Origin of the sequence: Bacillus changyiensis (genome assembly GCF_027706145.1) — a bacterium.
In the GTDB taxonomy this organism is placed as follows: Bacteria; Bacillota; Bacilli; order Bacillales; family Bacillaceae; genus Bacillus; species Bacillus changyiensis.
The window spans coordinates 149,479-162,999 of the sequence record NZ_JAQFWW010000001.1; the positions used below are offsets into that span (position 1 = coordinate 149,479).

Annotated in this window: 15 protein-coding genes; 11 read left to right on the forward strand and 4 right to left on the reverse strand. The window is 38.4% G+C overall.

Going from position 1 to position 13,521, the window contains the following annotated elements; all coding sequences use genetic code 11:
- Positions 1–3 precede the first annotated feature (3 nt).
- From PDT38_RS00850 to PDT38_RS00860, 3 genes are read left to right on the forward strand one after another with little or no spacing between them, the layout of a single operon-like run.
- Positions 4–996: a thiamine pyrophosphate-dependent dehydrogenase E1 component subunit alpha gene (locus PDT38_RS00850; RefSeq protein ID WP_270798303.1), complete on the forward strand. Its 993-nt coding sequence runs from the start codon at positions 4–6 to the stop codon at positions 994–996.
- Between the two features lie 12 nt (positions 997–1,008).
- Entirely contained in the window at positions 1,009–1,992 is a 984-nt protein-coding gene (locus PDT38_RS00855; RefSeq protein ID WP_270798305.1) for an alpha-ketoacid dehydrogenase subunit beta, read from the forward strand.
- A gap of 22 nt (positions 1,993–2,014) precedes the next feature.
- Positions 2,015–3,247, forward strand: a complete 1,233-nt coding sequence (locus PDT38_RS00860; RefSeq protein WP_270798306.1) for a dihydrolipoamide acetyltransferase family protein — start codon at positions 2,015–2,017, stop codon at positions 3,245–3,247.
- Between the two features lie 30 nt (positions 3,248–3,277).
- Here PDT38_RS00860 and PDT38_RS00865 read toward each other — a convergent pair whose 3' ends face one another.
- Positions 3,278–4,180 (reverse strand): YegS/Rv2252/BmrU family lipid kinase, encoded by a 903-nt coding sequence (locus PDT38_RS00865; RefSeq protein WP_270798307.1) that lies wholly within the window; start codon positions 4,178–4,180, stop codon positions 3,278–3,280.
- 143 nt (positions 4,181–4,323) lie between these two features.
- Between PDT38_RS00865 and PDT38_RS00870 the strand changes: the two genes are divergently transcribed.
- The 6 genes from PDT38_RS00870 to PDT38_RS00895 all read left to right on the forward strand — a co-directional run bounded on the left by PDT38_RS00870 (position 4,324) and on the right by PDT38_RS00895 (position 10,023).
- Positions 4,324–4,761, forward strand: coding sequence for a BrxA/BrxB family bacilliredoxin (locus PDT38_RS00870; RefSeq protein ID WP_270798308.1), 438 nt, complete (start codon positions 4,324–4,326; stop codon positions 4,759–4,761).
- 260 nt (positions 4,762–5,021) lie between these two features.
- Positions 5,022–5,783 carry a transporter substrate-binding domain-containing protein gene (locus tag PDT38_RS00875; RefSeq protein ID WP_270798311.1) on the forward strand — a complete coding sequence of 254 codons (762 nt, stop codon included), beginning with the start codon at positions 5,022–5,024 and terminating at the stop codon, positions 5,781–5,783.
- A 71-nt stretch (positions 5,784–5,854) separates the two neighbouring features.
- On the forward strand, positions 5,855–6,517 hold the full coding sequence (locus PDT38_RS00880) for an amino acid ABC transporter permease (protein ID WP_172296065.1): 663 nt from the start codon (positions 5,855–5,857) through the stop codon (positions 6,515–6,517).
- On the forward strand, positions 6,510–7,232 hold the full coding sequence (locus tag PDT38_RS00885; RefSeq protein ID WP_270800079.1) for an amino acid ABC transporter ATP-binding protein: 723 nt from the start codon (positions 6,510–6,512) through the stop codon (positions 7,230–7,232). The genes PDT38_RS00880 and PDT38_RS00885 overlap by 8 nt, the downstream gene beginning before the upstream one ends.
- A gap of 76 nt (positions 7,233–7,308) precedes the next feature.
- Complete coding sequence (locus PDT38_RS00890; RefSeq protein WP_270798318.1) at positions 7,309–8,268, forward strand: aromatic acid exporter family protein; 960 nt, start codon at positions 7,309–7,311, stop codon at positions 8,266–8,268.
- 483 nt (positions 8,269–8,751) lie between these two features.
- Positions 8,752–10,023 (forward strand): MFS transporter, encoded by a 1,272-nt coding sequence (locus PDT38_RS00895; RefSeq protein WP_270798320.1) that lies wholly within the window; start codon positions 8,752–8,754, stop codon positions 10,021–10,023.
- A 240-nt stretch (positions 10,024–10,263) separates the two neighbouring features.
- Here PDT38_RS00895 and prli42 read toward each other — a convergent pair whose 3' ends face one another.
- Positions 10,264–10,356 carry a stressosome-associated protein Prli42 gene (prli42, locus tag PDT38_RS00900; RefSeq protein WP_270798322.1) on the reverse strand — a complete coding sequence of 31 codons (93 nt, stop codon included), beginning with the start codon at positions 10,354–10,356 and terminating at the stop codon, positions 10,264–10,266.
- 279 nt (positions 10,357–10,635) lie between these two features.
- Between prli42 and PDT38_RS00905 the strand changes: the two genes are divergently transcribed.
- Together PDT38_RS00905 and PDT38_RS00910 are read left to right on the forward strand one after the other, a co-directional pair.
- Positions 10,636–11,754, forward strand: coding sequence for a M20/M25/M40 family metallo-hydrolase (locus PDT38_RS00905; protein ID WP_270798325.1), 1,119 nt, complete (start codon positions 10,636–10,638; stop codon positions 11,752–11,754).
- Positions 11,755–12,014: 260 nt separating this feature from the next.
- Positions 12,015–12,296: a hypothetical protein gene (locus PDT38_RS00910; protein ID WP_270798327.1), complete on the forward strand. Its 282-nt coding sequence runs from the start codon at positions 12,015–12,017 to the stop codon at positions 12,294–12,296.
- Positions 12,297–12,346: 50 nt separating this feature from the next.
- On the opposite strand, the gene PDT38_RS00915 is transcribed toward PDT38_RS00910, so the two are convergent.
- Positions 12,347–13,114: a membrane protein insertase YidC gene (locus tag PDT38_RS00915; protein ID WP_394356229.1), complete on the reverse strand. Its 768-nt coding sequence runs from the start codon at positions 13,112–13,114 to the stop codon at positions 12,347–12,349.
- A gap of 110 nt (positions 13,115–13,224) precedes the next feature.
- On the reverse strand, positions 13,225–13,515 hold the full coding sequence (locus PDT38_RS00920) for a hypothetical protein (RefSeq protein ID WP_172296051.1): 291 nt from the start codon (positions 13,513–13,515) through the stop codon (positions 13,225–13,227).
- Positions 13,516–13,521: the final 6 nt, after the last annotated feature.

Genomic DNA, 13,521 nt, shown 5'->3' on the forward strand with positions numbered 1-13,521 from the left:
ATAATGAGCAAAAATCGTCATGAGGCTGTCGGCTTAACAGATGAGCAGGCGCTTGATATATTGAAAACCATGCTCTTAGCAAGAAAACTTGATGAGCGAATGTGGTTGTTAAATCGCTCTGGAAAAATTCCATTTGTTATTTCCTGTCAAGGTCAGGAAGCGGCTCAGGTTGGTGCAGCCTTCGCGCTTGATCGTGAAAACGACTATGTCCTCCCATATTACAGAGATTTGGGGGTCGTGCTTGCTTTTGGGATGACGGTAAAAGATTTAATGCTTTCTGCGTTTGCTAAAGCCGAAGATCCAAATTCAGGAGGCAAACAAATGCCGAGTCATTTTAGTCAAAAGAAAAACAGAATTGTGACAGGGTCTTCCCCAGTAACAACACAAGTTCCTCATGCGGTCGGCATCGCGCTTGCAGGAAGGCTTGATAACAAACAGCTGGCTACCTTTGTGACTTTTGGTGAAGGTTCTTCAAATCAGGGGGATTTTCATGAAGGTGCAAACTTTGCGGCCGTCCATAAGCTTCCTGTTATTTTCATGTGTGAGAACAATAAATATGCCATTTCAGTTCCTTATGAACAACAGGTAGCATGTGAATATATCTCTGATCGTGCTCATGGCTATGGTATGCCAGGTGTGACAGTTGACGGTAATGATCCACTTGAAGTATATAAAGTGGTCAAGGAAGCCAGGGAACGAGCCGGAAGAGGTGAAGGACCAACATTGATTGAAACCATTTCATACCGGTTAACCCCTCACTCCAGTGATGATGATGACCGTAGCTACAGAGGTCAGGAAGAGGTAGCAGAGGCTAAAAAAAATGATCCGCTTGTGAAATACACAGAGTATTTAAAAGAAGTAGGGCTTCTTGATGACAACCGAGAAAAAGCGATCTTAGATGAGATTGCAAATATCGTCAATGAAGCAACAGAATATGCTGAACATGCACCTTACGCTGAACCAGAAGAAGCACTGCGGCATGTTTATGCAGAGTAAGGGGGAAAAACAATGCCTGTTATGTCATATATAGATGCTGTTACTTTGGCTTTAAAAGAAGAGATGGAAAGAGACCCCCGTGTCTTTATTCTTGGAGAAGACGTCGGAAAAAAAGGCGGAGTATTTAAAGCGACTACCGGTCTTTATGAACAGTTTGGGGCGGATAGAGTGATGGATGCTCCTTTGGCTGAATCTGCGATTGCTGGGGTTGGTATTGGAGCTGCAATGTATGGGATGAGGCCAGTTTGTGAAATTCAGTTCGCTGATTTTATTATGCCGGCTGTTAACCAGATTATGTCTGAAGCAGCAAAAATCCGCTACCGCTCAAATAGTGATTGGACTTGTCCGGTTGTAATCAGGGCTCCATATGGCGGTGGGATTCACGGAGCACTGTACCATTCCCAATCAGTTGAGGCCATATTTGCTAACCAGCCTGGTTTAAAAATTGTCATGCCTTCAACACCAAACGATGTAAAAGGGCTGTTAAAAGCGGCCATTCGTGATGAAGACCCAGTGCTCTTTTTTGAACATAAAAGAGCATATCGTCTAATTAAAGGGGAAGTTTCAACAGATGATCATGTGATCCCGATCGGAAAAGCAGATGTCAAGCGGGAAGGTGAAGACATCACTGTAATCACTTATGGTTTATGTGTACACTTTGCCCTTCAGGCTGCTGAACGCCTCGCAAAAGACGGGATTTCGGCTCACATTCTTGATTTAAGAACAGTATATCCGCTTGATCAGGAAGCAATCATTGAAGCCGCTGCGAAAACAGGAAAAGTACTTCTGTTGACGGAAGATACGAAAGAAGGCAGTGTCATGAGTGAAGTGGCTGCCATTATTGCTGAACATTGCTTATTTGATTTGGATGCACCAATTAAACGGTTGGCTGGTCCGGATGTTCCGGCAATGCCTTATGCACCGACAATGGAAAAATATTTTTTGATCAATCCAGATCAAACAGAAAAGGCCATGAGAGAACTAGCGGAGTTTTAATAGACGAAAGGAGGACAATTGAATGGCAGTGGAACAGATGACAATGCCAAAGCTTGGGGAGAGTGTCACAGAGGGAACAATCAGCAAATGGCTTGTCAATGTCGGAGATCATGTCAATAAATACGATCCGATCGCTGAAGTGATGACAGATAAAGTAAATGCTGAGATACCTTCCTCTTTTACTGGTCAAATTACAAAACTGATTGCAAAAGAAGGAGAAACTTTGGAAGTCGGAGAAATGATATGCACATTTGAAACAGCTGATAAAGAGAAACGCAATGAGGTAGTGAAAGAAGAAGTGAATGAACCAGAAAAATCACTACTTCCGGCAAATAAAACGAATAAAAAACGTTATTCGCCCGCTGTTGTAAGACTTGCTGGGGAACATCATATTAACTTGGAACATGTAGAAGGTACTGGAGCTGGCGGGAGGATTACTCGCAAAGATATTGAACAAATCATTGCATCAGGCACTGTTTCTAAAGGTCATGAAGCAGAGCCGAAACCTGCTGAACCACAATCACAGGGAGAAACACCAGAGCCTCGTGGAACAGTCGGTGATATTGAAATCCCAGTTACTGGCGTCCGTGGTGCAATTGCTGCCAATATGGTCAAAAGCAAGCATGAAATTCCTCATGCCTGGATGATGATGGAGGTTGATGTAACCGATCTTGTCAATTACCGCAATAAAATAAAAGCTGATTTTAAAAAGAAAGAAGGCTTCAATCTAACCTTTTTTGCGTTTTTTGTCAAAGCGGTTGCGCAGGCTTTAAAAGAATTCCCGCAAATGAATAGCATGTGGGCTGGTGATAAAATCATTCAGAAAAAAGATATTAATATTTCTATTGCAGTTGCAACGGAAGACGCTTTGTTCGTACCGGTCATCAAGCATGCTGATGAAAAGACAATTAAAGGTATAGCGAGAGAAATTACTGATTTGGCAAATAAAGTGAGAAGTGGAAAGCTGATGAGTAAAGATATGGAGGGCGGAACGTTTACTGTAAACAATACCGGTTCATTTGGTTCTGTTCAATCAATGGGGATCATCAATTATCCGCAAGCTGCGATTTTGCAAGTGGAATCTATTGTTAAACGTCCTGTTGTGATGGAACATGGCATGATCGCTGTCAGAGATATGGTGAATTTATGTGTATCAATTGATCATCGCGTATTGGACGGTCTAATTTGTGGTAAATTCCTAACTCGTGTCAAACATATTTTAGAACACATTGATGAAAATACATCTGTTTATTAACGATAAAAAACAGCTGATCTTTAAGTGAGGTCAGCTGTTTTCGCTATTTGGTGGGACAAGCATGTTGAGATGCCCATTCAGTACTTCGATAGAAGCTGGTGACTGTGTATAGATCTCACCATCGGTATCAACATCCATTTTTTCAGCCGTTTCAATCGTCATCGTTGTTCCCCTATAATACGAAAGTTCTCCTTTGAAAGCTTCCCATTCAGGTTTTTCTAATGTGAGAAGCTCTTTTAATGCAGCTAGATTTGGATTGCGGCAAACAAGAACATCCGCTTTTCCGTCAGAAATACTTAAATTTGAAAGAGGTAGCCGGTTTGTTCCAATATACTGCCCATTTAAAACCAAAACCAGTACGACATGATCGGTAAGTGTTTCTCCATCAATGGTCAGCTTAATAGGGAAAGGTTTAAGGTTTGTCATCATCCGCAATGCGCTGGTGAAATAACTAAGTCTTCCTAAAAGAGCTTTTTCTGTTGGATTGATATGGTTTGAAGCCTCGGTGATGAACCCTATTCCCCAAAAGTTTAAACAATAGTGCTCGTCTGTTTTCAGGACATCAACAGGAATAGAATCTCCGTTTACAAGCGCTTTAGTTGCCTTTGCTATATCCTGTGGAATGTGAAGGGACCTTGAAAAATCATTACATGTTCCGCCGGGAAGAATACCAATTGTAGGTGGGGACTGAAGCTGGCTAATGCCATTTATACATTCGTGAACAGTACCATCCCCGCCTAAAATAAACAATTCTTTCATTTCGTTGTCTATGTTTTGGCAAAAATGGAGAGCATCATGTTGCTGTTTTGTACCTTTTACGATCAGTTCATCGGTTTCCTCAGAAAGAATGGGAACGGTGATACCAAGCGTTTTATCAATACTTTTCTGTCCTGCATGGCCGTTATAGATCAACATCGCTTTTCGTCGACTCATATGGCCCTCCTTTATCGATAACAATGGTCTATTTTTATTTTCCCCATCCATTCGGATGCTAAACAAAACAACTGATTTGCGGTCTGTGTGGTTTCAAAGTATCATAATGAAGAGATGATCTGCTAACAAAGGAGAGTTTAAAAATGAGCATGGATTTTAATTTGTTTATGAATGATATTGTCCGGCAGGCAAGACAGGAAATAACATCTGCGGGATACGGAGAATTAAAAACAGCTGAAGATGTCGATGAGGCGCTTACAAAAAAAGGGACAACGCTTGTCATGGTGAATTCTGTCTGTGGATGTGCCGGTGGGATCGCGAGGCCGGCTGCTCACCATGCGATCCACTATGATAAACGACCTGATCAACTTGTCACAGTTTTTGCAGGTCAGGATAAGGAAGCAACTGCAAGAGCGAGAGAATATTTTGAAGGATACCCACCATCTTCACCATCATTTGCTTTGTTGAAAGATGGGAAGATTTTAAAAATGGTTGAACGTCATGAAATTGAAGGATTTGAGCAAACAGAAGTCATGAACAAGTTACAAGAACTATTTGAAACATATTGTGAAGAAGTATAATCCATTTTACTAAACGGTGTGAGTTCAAGATTCGAACTCATGCCGTATTTTTTTCTTTTTCTTCTGTGGAAAAAACTTTTTCCGAGTCTTTATAATCAATAAAATGCATAATTATTTATGAATATGAATAATAGGAAAATAGATATGTTGTTGGACACTATATAATTATTGATAAAAAAGTCTTGCATACTTTCAAGAAAGTGTTTAAAATACATAACAACGAATAAATATTCAAGTAGACTGAGAGGGAGATACAGAACATGAAGAAATTTATTTTACTGTTTTTAACAGCGTGTATATTTTTTGTTTTAACAGCTTGTGGAAATTCAAGTGGTAGTGATAAAAAAACATTGGTTATGGGAACATCTGCTGATTATCCGCCATTTGAATCAAAAGATGGTGATAAAATTGTTGGCTTTGACGTTGATCTTGCCAAAGCTTTAGCGAAAAAAACAGGGCATGATCTCGAAATTAAAGATATGGATTTTAATGGTTTGATCACAGCTCTTAAAACAAACAAAGTAGATATCGTGCTGTCAGGGATGACACCGACACCAGATCGTAAAAAGCAAGTTGATTTTTCAGATGTTTACTATACAGCTCACAATATGATTGTGACGAAAAAAGCATCCGGCATAAAATCACTTCATGATCTTAAAGGAAAAACAATCGGTGTTCAGCTTGGTTCAATCCAAGAAGAAAAAGCAAAAGAATTGTCAGCTGATTACGATTTGAATGTCGAAAATCGCAACCGTATTTCAGATTTGACAGAAGAAATTAAAGCTGGACGTTTTGATGCCGCTATTATTGAAGACATTGTCGCTCAAAAGTATATTGACAAAAACCCTGAATTGATCGGTTTTAATCTACCAAAAGAACCAGATGAAAAAGCAGGTTCTGCGATCGCTTTTAAAAAGAATAGTGAGTTGACAGAGAAGTTCAATAAAGCACTTCAAGAAATGGAGAAAAACGGAGAATTAGAGAAATTGAAAAAGAAATGGTTTAGTGGAGAGAAAAAATAAAAGCCTCAAAAAGTTCAACTTTTTGTTGAACTTTTTTTCAATGATAAAGAAGGCGGAGAAGGAGAGACAAAATGAGCTTTCTTGATTTTTCAAGTACGATACCCGAGATGCCTTTTATACTTGAAGGCCTTGGGATTACATTAAAAGTAGTTGCAGCTGCAGCGGTATTTGGGTTTTTATTGGGGGTTGTCATCACACTGATGAAAATAAGCCCGATCAAACCTCTTGCTTGGATCGCTGATTTTTACACCTCCATATTTCGTGGGACACCGCTCGTTCTTCAACTCATGATCGTCTATTATGGGCTACCTCAAGTATTAGGATTTGATATTGATGCTTATTGGGCTGCAGTGACTGCATTTGGACTAAATTCAGCTGCCTATGTATCAGAAATTATTAGAGCTGGCATTAATGCAATCGATAAAGGACAGAAAGAGGCGGCAATCGCTCTTGGAGTACCATATGCAAAGATGATGAAGGATCTTCTGCTTCCTCAGGCTTTCAAAAATATTATGCCTGCTCTCATTAATGAATCGATTACTCTAACAAAGGAATCTGCCGTTGTCACAGTGATCGGGCTTGGTGATATTATGAGACGGAGTTATCAAGCCGGAGCAGCGATATACAGTCCATTAGAACCCATGCTATTTGCGGGTCTCATCTATTATGTACTCGTCCTTATTTTGACGTTTCTTGGTAAAGCGATTGAAAGGAAGCTGAATGTCAATGATTAATGTGAGTCATTTATCAAAATCTTTTGGAAAACATGAGGTGTTGAAAGATATCTCTGTATCGTTTGAAAAAGGTGAAGTAGCCGCAATTATCGGTCCATCTGGTTCAGGTAAATCGACATTTTTACGATGTCTTAATCTGTTGGAAAAACCAACGCAAGGAAGTATTTTGATTGAGGATCAGGAGATCACAAAGCCAAAAACAAACGTTTTAAAAATTAGAGAAAACATCGGTATGGTCTTTCAACATTTTCATTTATTTCCACACAAAACCGTTCTTGAAAATATTATCTATGCACCAATAAATGTGAAGAAAAAAAGCAAACAAGAAGCTGTTAAAACAGCGGAACAATTACTTGAAAAAGTCGGACTAATTGATAAAAAAGAAGCTTATCCAAATCGGTTGTCAGGAGGACAAAAACAGCGTGTCGCTATTGCACGGGCACTGGCCATGAATCCTAAAATGATGCTGTTTGATGAACCAACATCTGCCCTTGATCCTGAAATGGTCAAAGAAGTCCTTCAAGTCATAAAAGATTTAGTGGAAACCGGAATGACTATGGTGATTGTGACTCATGAAATGGGCTTTGCAAAAGAGGTTGCAGATCGAGTATTGTTCATGGATGAAGGTATTATTGTTGAAGATGACGACCCTAAGACATTTTTTTCTTCACCAAAAACGAAAAGAGCTCAAGACTTTTTGGAGAAAATACTATAAAATAGGCACAGGGGAAGATGATGATCATCTTCTTTTTTGATTAGAGTTTATTATAGTAAAAAAGAATGGGGTTATCATGTTTAAGATAGGTTATCGTACATTGAAAACAGCGCTAGGAACAGGATTGGCAATATACCTGGCACAGCTTTTTGGCCTTCATAATTTTGTTTCAGCAGGAATTATCACCATCCTTTGTATTCAAGTGACAAAAAAACGGTCTCTGCAAGCATCATGGTCACGATTTGTTGCTTGCTGTCTGGCGATTCTGTTTTCATATAGTTTTTTTGAACTGATTGGTTATCATCCAGTTGTCATCAGTTTGATGTTACTGTTTTTTATTCCGACAACCGTTTTTTTGAAAGTAAATGAAGGGGTTGTCACAAGTTCAGTTATTATTCTTCATCTTTATATGTCAGAAGGCATTACCATCCCGATCATTTGGAATGAATTTCTGATCATCATCACCGGTATTGGTGTTGCACTTCTTATGAATTTATATATGCCAAGTCTAGATAAACAGCTCAAACAGTACCAACAAAAAATTGAAGAGCATTTCTCAATGATTTTTAAAGAAATTGAGCGCTATTTGCTGACAGGTGAGCAGGATTGGACAGGTAAAGAAATACCGGAGACGCACCGATTGATTAATGAAGCAAAGGCCATCGCATATCGTGATGTGCAAAATCACTTTTTACGTCATGAAAATCAATATTATCGCTATTTTAAAATGCGGGAAAAACAGTTTGACATTATTGAAAGGGTATTTCCTAAAATCACATCGATTTCAATGACAATTGAACAGGGACAAATGATTGCTGAGTTTATACATGATCTAAGACTGCACATTCATCCAGGCAATACGGCTCATAAATATCTTAAACGCCTCGTCGAAATGAGAGAAATATTTGAAGAAATGGAGTTACCAGCGACACGCGCAGAATTTGAAGCGCGCGCAGCCCTCTTCAACTTTCTTGGTGAGATGGAACAGTATTTAGTGATTAAAAGTTATTTTAAAGGAATTAAGTCGCCTGTCTAATTACTCATCAGCTTCTCCTTATGAGCTAATGGAGAAGCTGATATTTTCTTCAAAATTCTTCTCTGAATACCAAAAAACTTCATCAACTAAATCTATTGAAAACATTTACTTCCTGATATATCATAGGGATATATCAGGTATAGAAAATAAAGGTAAACCTGGTATTGATTGTGCATGAAGTACAAAACTTGAACATACTGCTACTAAACTAACTCTTGGTAGCTAGAAAACCAAAAATTTTGTAAGGGAAGGCTAGCTGATACATAAAATGATATGAGCTAACCGACACAAGGGAAATTCCTAGTATATCAATAGAAAAAGTTGAATGTAGTGATATATGTGGCTGAGAGAAAATACTCCTTATATACTGATGGTGCGAATCTAGTGCATCAACAGATCGTTCTTGCATAAATTTCATGGATGATATACGGACAAGATTCACAACAATGATAAAAAAAGTCAAGAGATTAGAAAGAGGGAATCATGAAAAGTTCTTTATTCTCTCCGTTGTCATTTAAAGCTTATAGGCGATTTTATATCGGACAATTATTCTCAGATTTGGGGAATTGGATTGATTTCACGATTTTGACAGTTTTAATTATATATGAATGGGGATTAAATGAATCATCAATGGCATTATTTGTTATCATATATGGTCTGCCATGGATTGTAATCGGTCCTTTTGCGAGCGTTTTTGTCGATCGCTGGTCAAGGAAAAAGGTACTTATGATGACTTCTTTTTTACGCATTTTTGTGATTATAGGTTACATCGTTGCTCCTCATTTCTATGTCTTATTAATATTGGTCTTTTTTAAAGGCCTCCTAGCTTCTCTTTTTGATCCTGCTCGTCAAGCAAGTATTCGTTCACTAGTACATGAATCCAAATTGGCCCAAGGGATCACCTTAACTCAAATTTCATTAAATTCGATGAAAATAGTTGGTCCATCACTTGGAGGTGTTTTAGTCGCCTCATTTAATTCTGACATTGCATTTGTGATAGAAGCTTTCTGCTTTGTTTTAACAACTATCATGCTAACATTTGTTGATATACCAGAACAAAGAAACTCAACTAAACTTAATCAATTTCAGAATCATAAAAAATTTCGAAAAGAACTCCAAGAGGGCATAAAACATATATTCAATAGTCCTATTTTAAGTACCGCAATCATTTCATCTGCCTTATCTTTATTTATTGTATTTCTTTGTGATGGGTTACTCGTTATTTTGTCTAAACAAATTGGGTTTAATGAAGCGGCGTATGGTTTATTCATTTCGTTAGTTGGTTTAGGTTCTGTCATCAATTCATTTGTATTTGGACAATTGTCATTATGGAAAACTAAACCTTTAACAGTAATGGCGGTTAATTTTTCTCTTACCGGTATTACAATTATGATTATGGGATTGGGTGGGGCCCATTACCTTCAACTTCCTTCAATCATTTATTATCTATGTGCGTTTTTGTTGGGAGCTTTGTCATCAGGACAGAACTTACCATATGGTTATGTTTTGCAAATTGAAACACCAAATGAAAAAATGGGTAGAGTTAGCTCAGTAGCTCAAAGCCTTCAGATGATGATGATGCTTCTGGCACCAAGTATCGGTGCTTTAATGGCTAAAGCTTTTGGAGTCGGGAATGTATTTACGCTATCTGGTATTTTATGTATGTTGGCTGCGTCTTCTTATCTCATTTTTTTAAGAAAAAACAATCTTGAAGTCCAATATGATCAAACAGCTAAGAAACAAAGTGTCTACTGATCGAATGACTGAAAAATGCTATATGAAAATACTTTATTATTTGTCACAACGAGCTAACAGTTAGTCATGTTTCCACTTATGTAACCAGTCTGGTCTTTGCATGAATGGCTTTTAATGTGGGGTGCAAAGGACGGCAAATGCACGGATCATACAGGCCCAACTAGGGAAGATGCAATATCTATACGACATTGTCAAAAAAGCAGGCTGTCTTTTTTAAAAGAAGCCTGCTTCACAGTTGTATTAAAACATCATGCTGATTCCTGTAAGAACGCTCGTCAGCACCATGACACTAATCATTAAAATCACGAGAAACTTGATCGTTTTTTGTGACAAGTTTTTCACCTCTGCTTAATCAATTGGTCTACCTATCATTTTAGCTTGATTTTCTTATGTAGACAAGCTTTTTCCGGCCTGGTTGTGTGAGTTTTCAAGTTGTTGTGCTATCATTAAATAAGATCATTATTTTACGGATGTCCTTGTTCTCGGGATTTAATATTTTTACATAATGAATCAGCGAAAACCTTTTATCGTTTCACATTTGAATCCCCATTCCAAGGACATCTTATCTTCTGTTTGCTAACATATATCGCTTTAAAATTGGAGGGAATCAACATGAATGAAAAACGTTTATTGGAAGAATTTTTAGAACTTGTACAAATTGATTCAGAAACAAAATACGAAGCAGAGATCTGCAACGTGCTGAAAGAAAAATTTACGGCTCTCGGACTTGATGTCTATGAGGATGATAGTGCGGCTGTCACTGGTCACGGAGCCGGTAATCTGGTTTGTACACTTCCAGGTACAACGGAAGCAGATACGATTTACTTTACTTCACATATGGATACAGTGGTACCTGGCAAAGGTGTAAAACCAGTTATTGAAGACGGTTATATCAAAACAGATGGTACAACGATTTTAGGCGCAGATGACAAAACAGGTCTGGCAGCGATGTTTGAAGCAATCAGAGTCCTAAAAGAAAAGAAAATTCAACATGGTACGATTCAGTTTATCATTACAGTTGGTGAAGAGTCAGGCCTTGTTGGTGCAAAAGCTTTAGATCGTGCCCTAATTAAAGCGAAATATGGCTATGCCCTTGATTCTGACGGAAAGGTCGGACAAATTATTGTGGCTGCGCCAACACAAGCCAAAGTAAAAGCATCTGTTTACGGAAAAACTGCTCATGCTGGAGTTGAGCCAGAAAAAGGCGTTTCTGCGATTACGATTGCTGCAAAAGCCATCACTAAAATGCCGCTTGGTCGTATTGATAAAGAAACAACGGCAAATATCGGTCGCTTTGAGGGCGGAACTCAAACGAATATCGTCTGTGATCATGTAGAAATATTAGCGGAAGCTCGCTCACTTGATCCTGAAAAAATGGAGAAGCAAACCAAAAAAATGAAGGATGCTTTTGCAGCAGCAGCAGCTGAAATGGGTGGCAAGGCCGAGGTAGGTATAGAGGTTATGTATCCGGGCTATCGCTACCAAGACGGAGATCTTGTTGTAGAGATCGCCAAAAAAGCTGCTGAAAAAATCGGTCGGCCGTCTGAGCTGCTCACAAGTGGTGGCGGTAGTGATGCTAATATCATTGCTGGTCATGGTATTCCGACAGTCAATCTTGCAGTCGGATATGAACAAATTCATACAAAAAATGAAAAAATGCCGATTGAAGAGCTTTCTAAAACAGCAGAAATGGTGATTGCGATTATTGAGGAAGCGGCAAAACGGTCATAACGATCGTAAGAGATATCGGGGCAAAAAAGCCCTGATATCTAATTTAAAACTTTTTTGTAAGCGCTTTACTTCATTTTCCGGGAAGTGTTGAGGTTGTAGTTGATTGAAAAAATTTACCGTTGAGCCTGTCTTGAATGGTGTAGTACTGTGGTCTAGTAGGTATACTGTTTCATTGCTAGAGTTGTACAACTTGACTCTTAAAAATGAAACATCAACTTATATTAGTGTATACAAAGTAAACCTTGCTAAGGAGAAGGAAAATGGGAAATTGTCCAATATGCAACAAACCGTTTACTTTTCAAGATAAATATCAACTGACGAAAACAAAAACATCAATTTGTCCACATTGTAAAAGTCAATTAAAAGCGACAACAGCTTCTAAATTGTTATTCACTTTTGTGTTTATTTTGCCAATTTTCTTTTTTGGGGGCATGGTATCAAGTGAGTGGAATTTGATATTGAAATGGTCAGCTGTTTTGATTTGGCTTGTGTTTAGTTTATTTATGATGCAGCCTATCGTCTATCGATATGAACAATCTTAAAATAGAAAAGGCTTCCCGCAGCCATTGCTGACTGAGAAAAGCCTTTTTTATTACTTAACAGCTGATTCAGCTGTTTGAAGTGAATTTTTCTTTTTGTAAACTTGGTGGAACACAACGGATTGGACAGTGAGAAACAATCCGCTGGTCATCCAATAAAGCGGCAGTGCCGCGGGTGCGTTAAGCGAGAAAATTGTCATCATCACCGGAAAAAATATTCCCATAATTTTAGCTGATTGTTGGGCTGCTGGGTTTGATTGTACTGAATTTTGAACATTTAATTTTTGCGAAACATAAAATTGGATTAAATACATCATACCAGCGCATAAAGATACGAACAGATCAGAATGTCCGAGATTAAACCAAAGAAAAGAATGGTCAGCAATTTCTTGAGTCCAACGTATCGCATTATAGAAACCATATAAAATCGGGAGCTGAATGAGCATCGGCAAACAACCGATTGCCAGTGGATTGATGTTATGTTTTTTGTAAAGCATCATCATTTCCTGTTGAATCTCCCGCTGTTTAACAGGATCTTTTGTTTTTTTCAATTTGCTTTGGATCGCATCCATTTCAGGCTTGGCCACTGCCATTTTTTCCTGCATTGCCCGCTGTTTTTTAAACTGGTTCGCAAACAGCGGCAAGACGAGTAGCCGTACGATAATGGTCACAAGGATAACAGCAAGTCCATAATTCCCGTGAAAAAACTCGCCGATTCCTTTAATGAGTTCTGAAAAAGGCATCACAAAATAGTGATGTAAAAATCCATCTTCACTTCCTTGTGTCCCATTGCTAGCAGCAAATGAGACTTCCCCACCCATAAAAAATGTCACCATAACTAAAAGTATCATTGTCAATCGTTTCTTTAAACTCGTGGTCAACACGTTCTCCTCCTTCTTATAAAGGACCCGGGATTGGGTGCCTTTTCCGCTTAAATTGAAAGAAGAAGGGAACGATGGTCTTCATCATCATTCGATGAAGCCTTCATACGAATGACTTTACTAATCCATAGGGTAATGCGATGATAGAAGATAACAAGGTTATCGATTTTATTATAAAAATGAATTGTTTTGTCGACTTCAAAACGTTTGGTTTTCCAATCTTCGCTCGTATAGCAATGATCCTTTAAAATCAGTGCAATTCCAATGGCCGTTAACGCAGGAAGGATGATTGTGAAAAACTCAAACAAAAAAAGAGCATCATTTAAAGATTCTAAAAACATGATTTC

Excerpts from the sequence above, each read along its gene's own strand:
- PDT38_RS00905 (WP_270798325.1), top strand. The coding sequence starts at position 10,636 with ATGAATGAAAAACGTTTATTGGAAGAATTTTTAGAACTTGTACAAATT.
- PDT38_RS00880 (WP_172296065.1), top strand. The coding sequence starts at position 5,855 with ATGAGCTTTCTTGATTTTTCAAGTACGATACCCGAGATGCCTTTTATA.
- PDT38_RS00890 (WP_270798318.1), top strand. The coding sequence starts at position 7,309 with ATGTTTAAGATAGGTTATCGTACATTGAAAACAGCGCTAGGAACAGGA.
- PDT38_RS00865 (WP_270798307.1), bottom strand. The coding sequence starts at position 4,180 with ATGAGTCGACGAAAAGCGATGTTGATCTATAACGGCCATGCAGGACAG.
- PDT38_RS00920 (WP_172296051.1), bottom strand. The coding sequence starts at position 13,515 with ATGTTTTTAGAATCTTTAAATGATGCTCTTTTTTTGTTTGAGTTTTTC.
- PDT38_RS00915 (WP_394356229.1), bottom strand. The coding sequence starts at position 13,114 with ATGGGTGGGGAAGTCTCATTTGCTGCTAGCAATGGGACACAAGGAAGT.
- PDT38_RS00910 (WP_270798327.1), top strand. The coding sequence starts at position 12,015 with ATGGGAAATTGTCCAATATGCAACAAACCGTTTACTTTTCAAGATAAA.
- PDT38_RS00895 (WP_270798320.1), top strand. The coding sequence starts at position 8,752 with ATGAAAAGTTCTTTATTCTCTCCGTTGTCATTTAAAGCTTATAGGCGA.
- PDT38_RS00885 (WP_270800079.1), top strand. The coding sequence starts at position 6,510 with ATGATTAATGTGAGTCATTTATCAAAATCTTTTGGAAAACATGAGGTG.
- PDT38_RS00875 (WP_270798311.1), top strand. The coding sequence starts at position 5,022 with ATGAAGAAATTTATTTTACTGTTTTTAACAGCGTGTATATTTTTTGTT.
- PDT38_RS00855 (WP_270798305.1), top strand. The coding sequence starts at position 1,009 with ATGCCTGTTATGTCATATATAGATGCTGTTACTTTGGCTTTAAAAGAA.
- PDT38_RS00870 (WP_270798308.1), top strand. The coding sequence starts at position 4,324 with ATGAGCATGGATTTTAATTTGTTTATGAATGATATTGTCCGGCAGGCA.
- PDT38_RS00850 (WP_270798303.1), top strand. The coding sequence starts at position 4 with ATGAGCAAAAATCGTCATGAGGCTGTCGGCTTAACAGATGAGCAGGCG.
- PDT38_RS00860 (WP_270798306.1), top strand. The coding sequence starts at position 2,015 with ATGGCAGTGGAACAGATGACAATGCCAAAGCTTGGGGAGAGTGTCACA.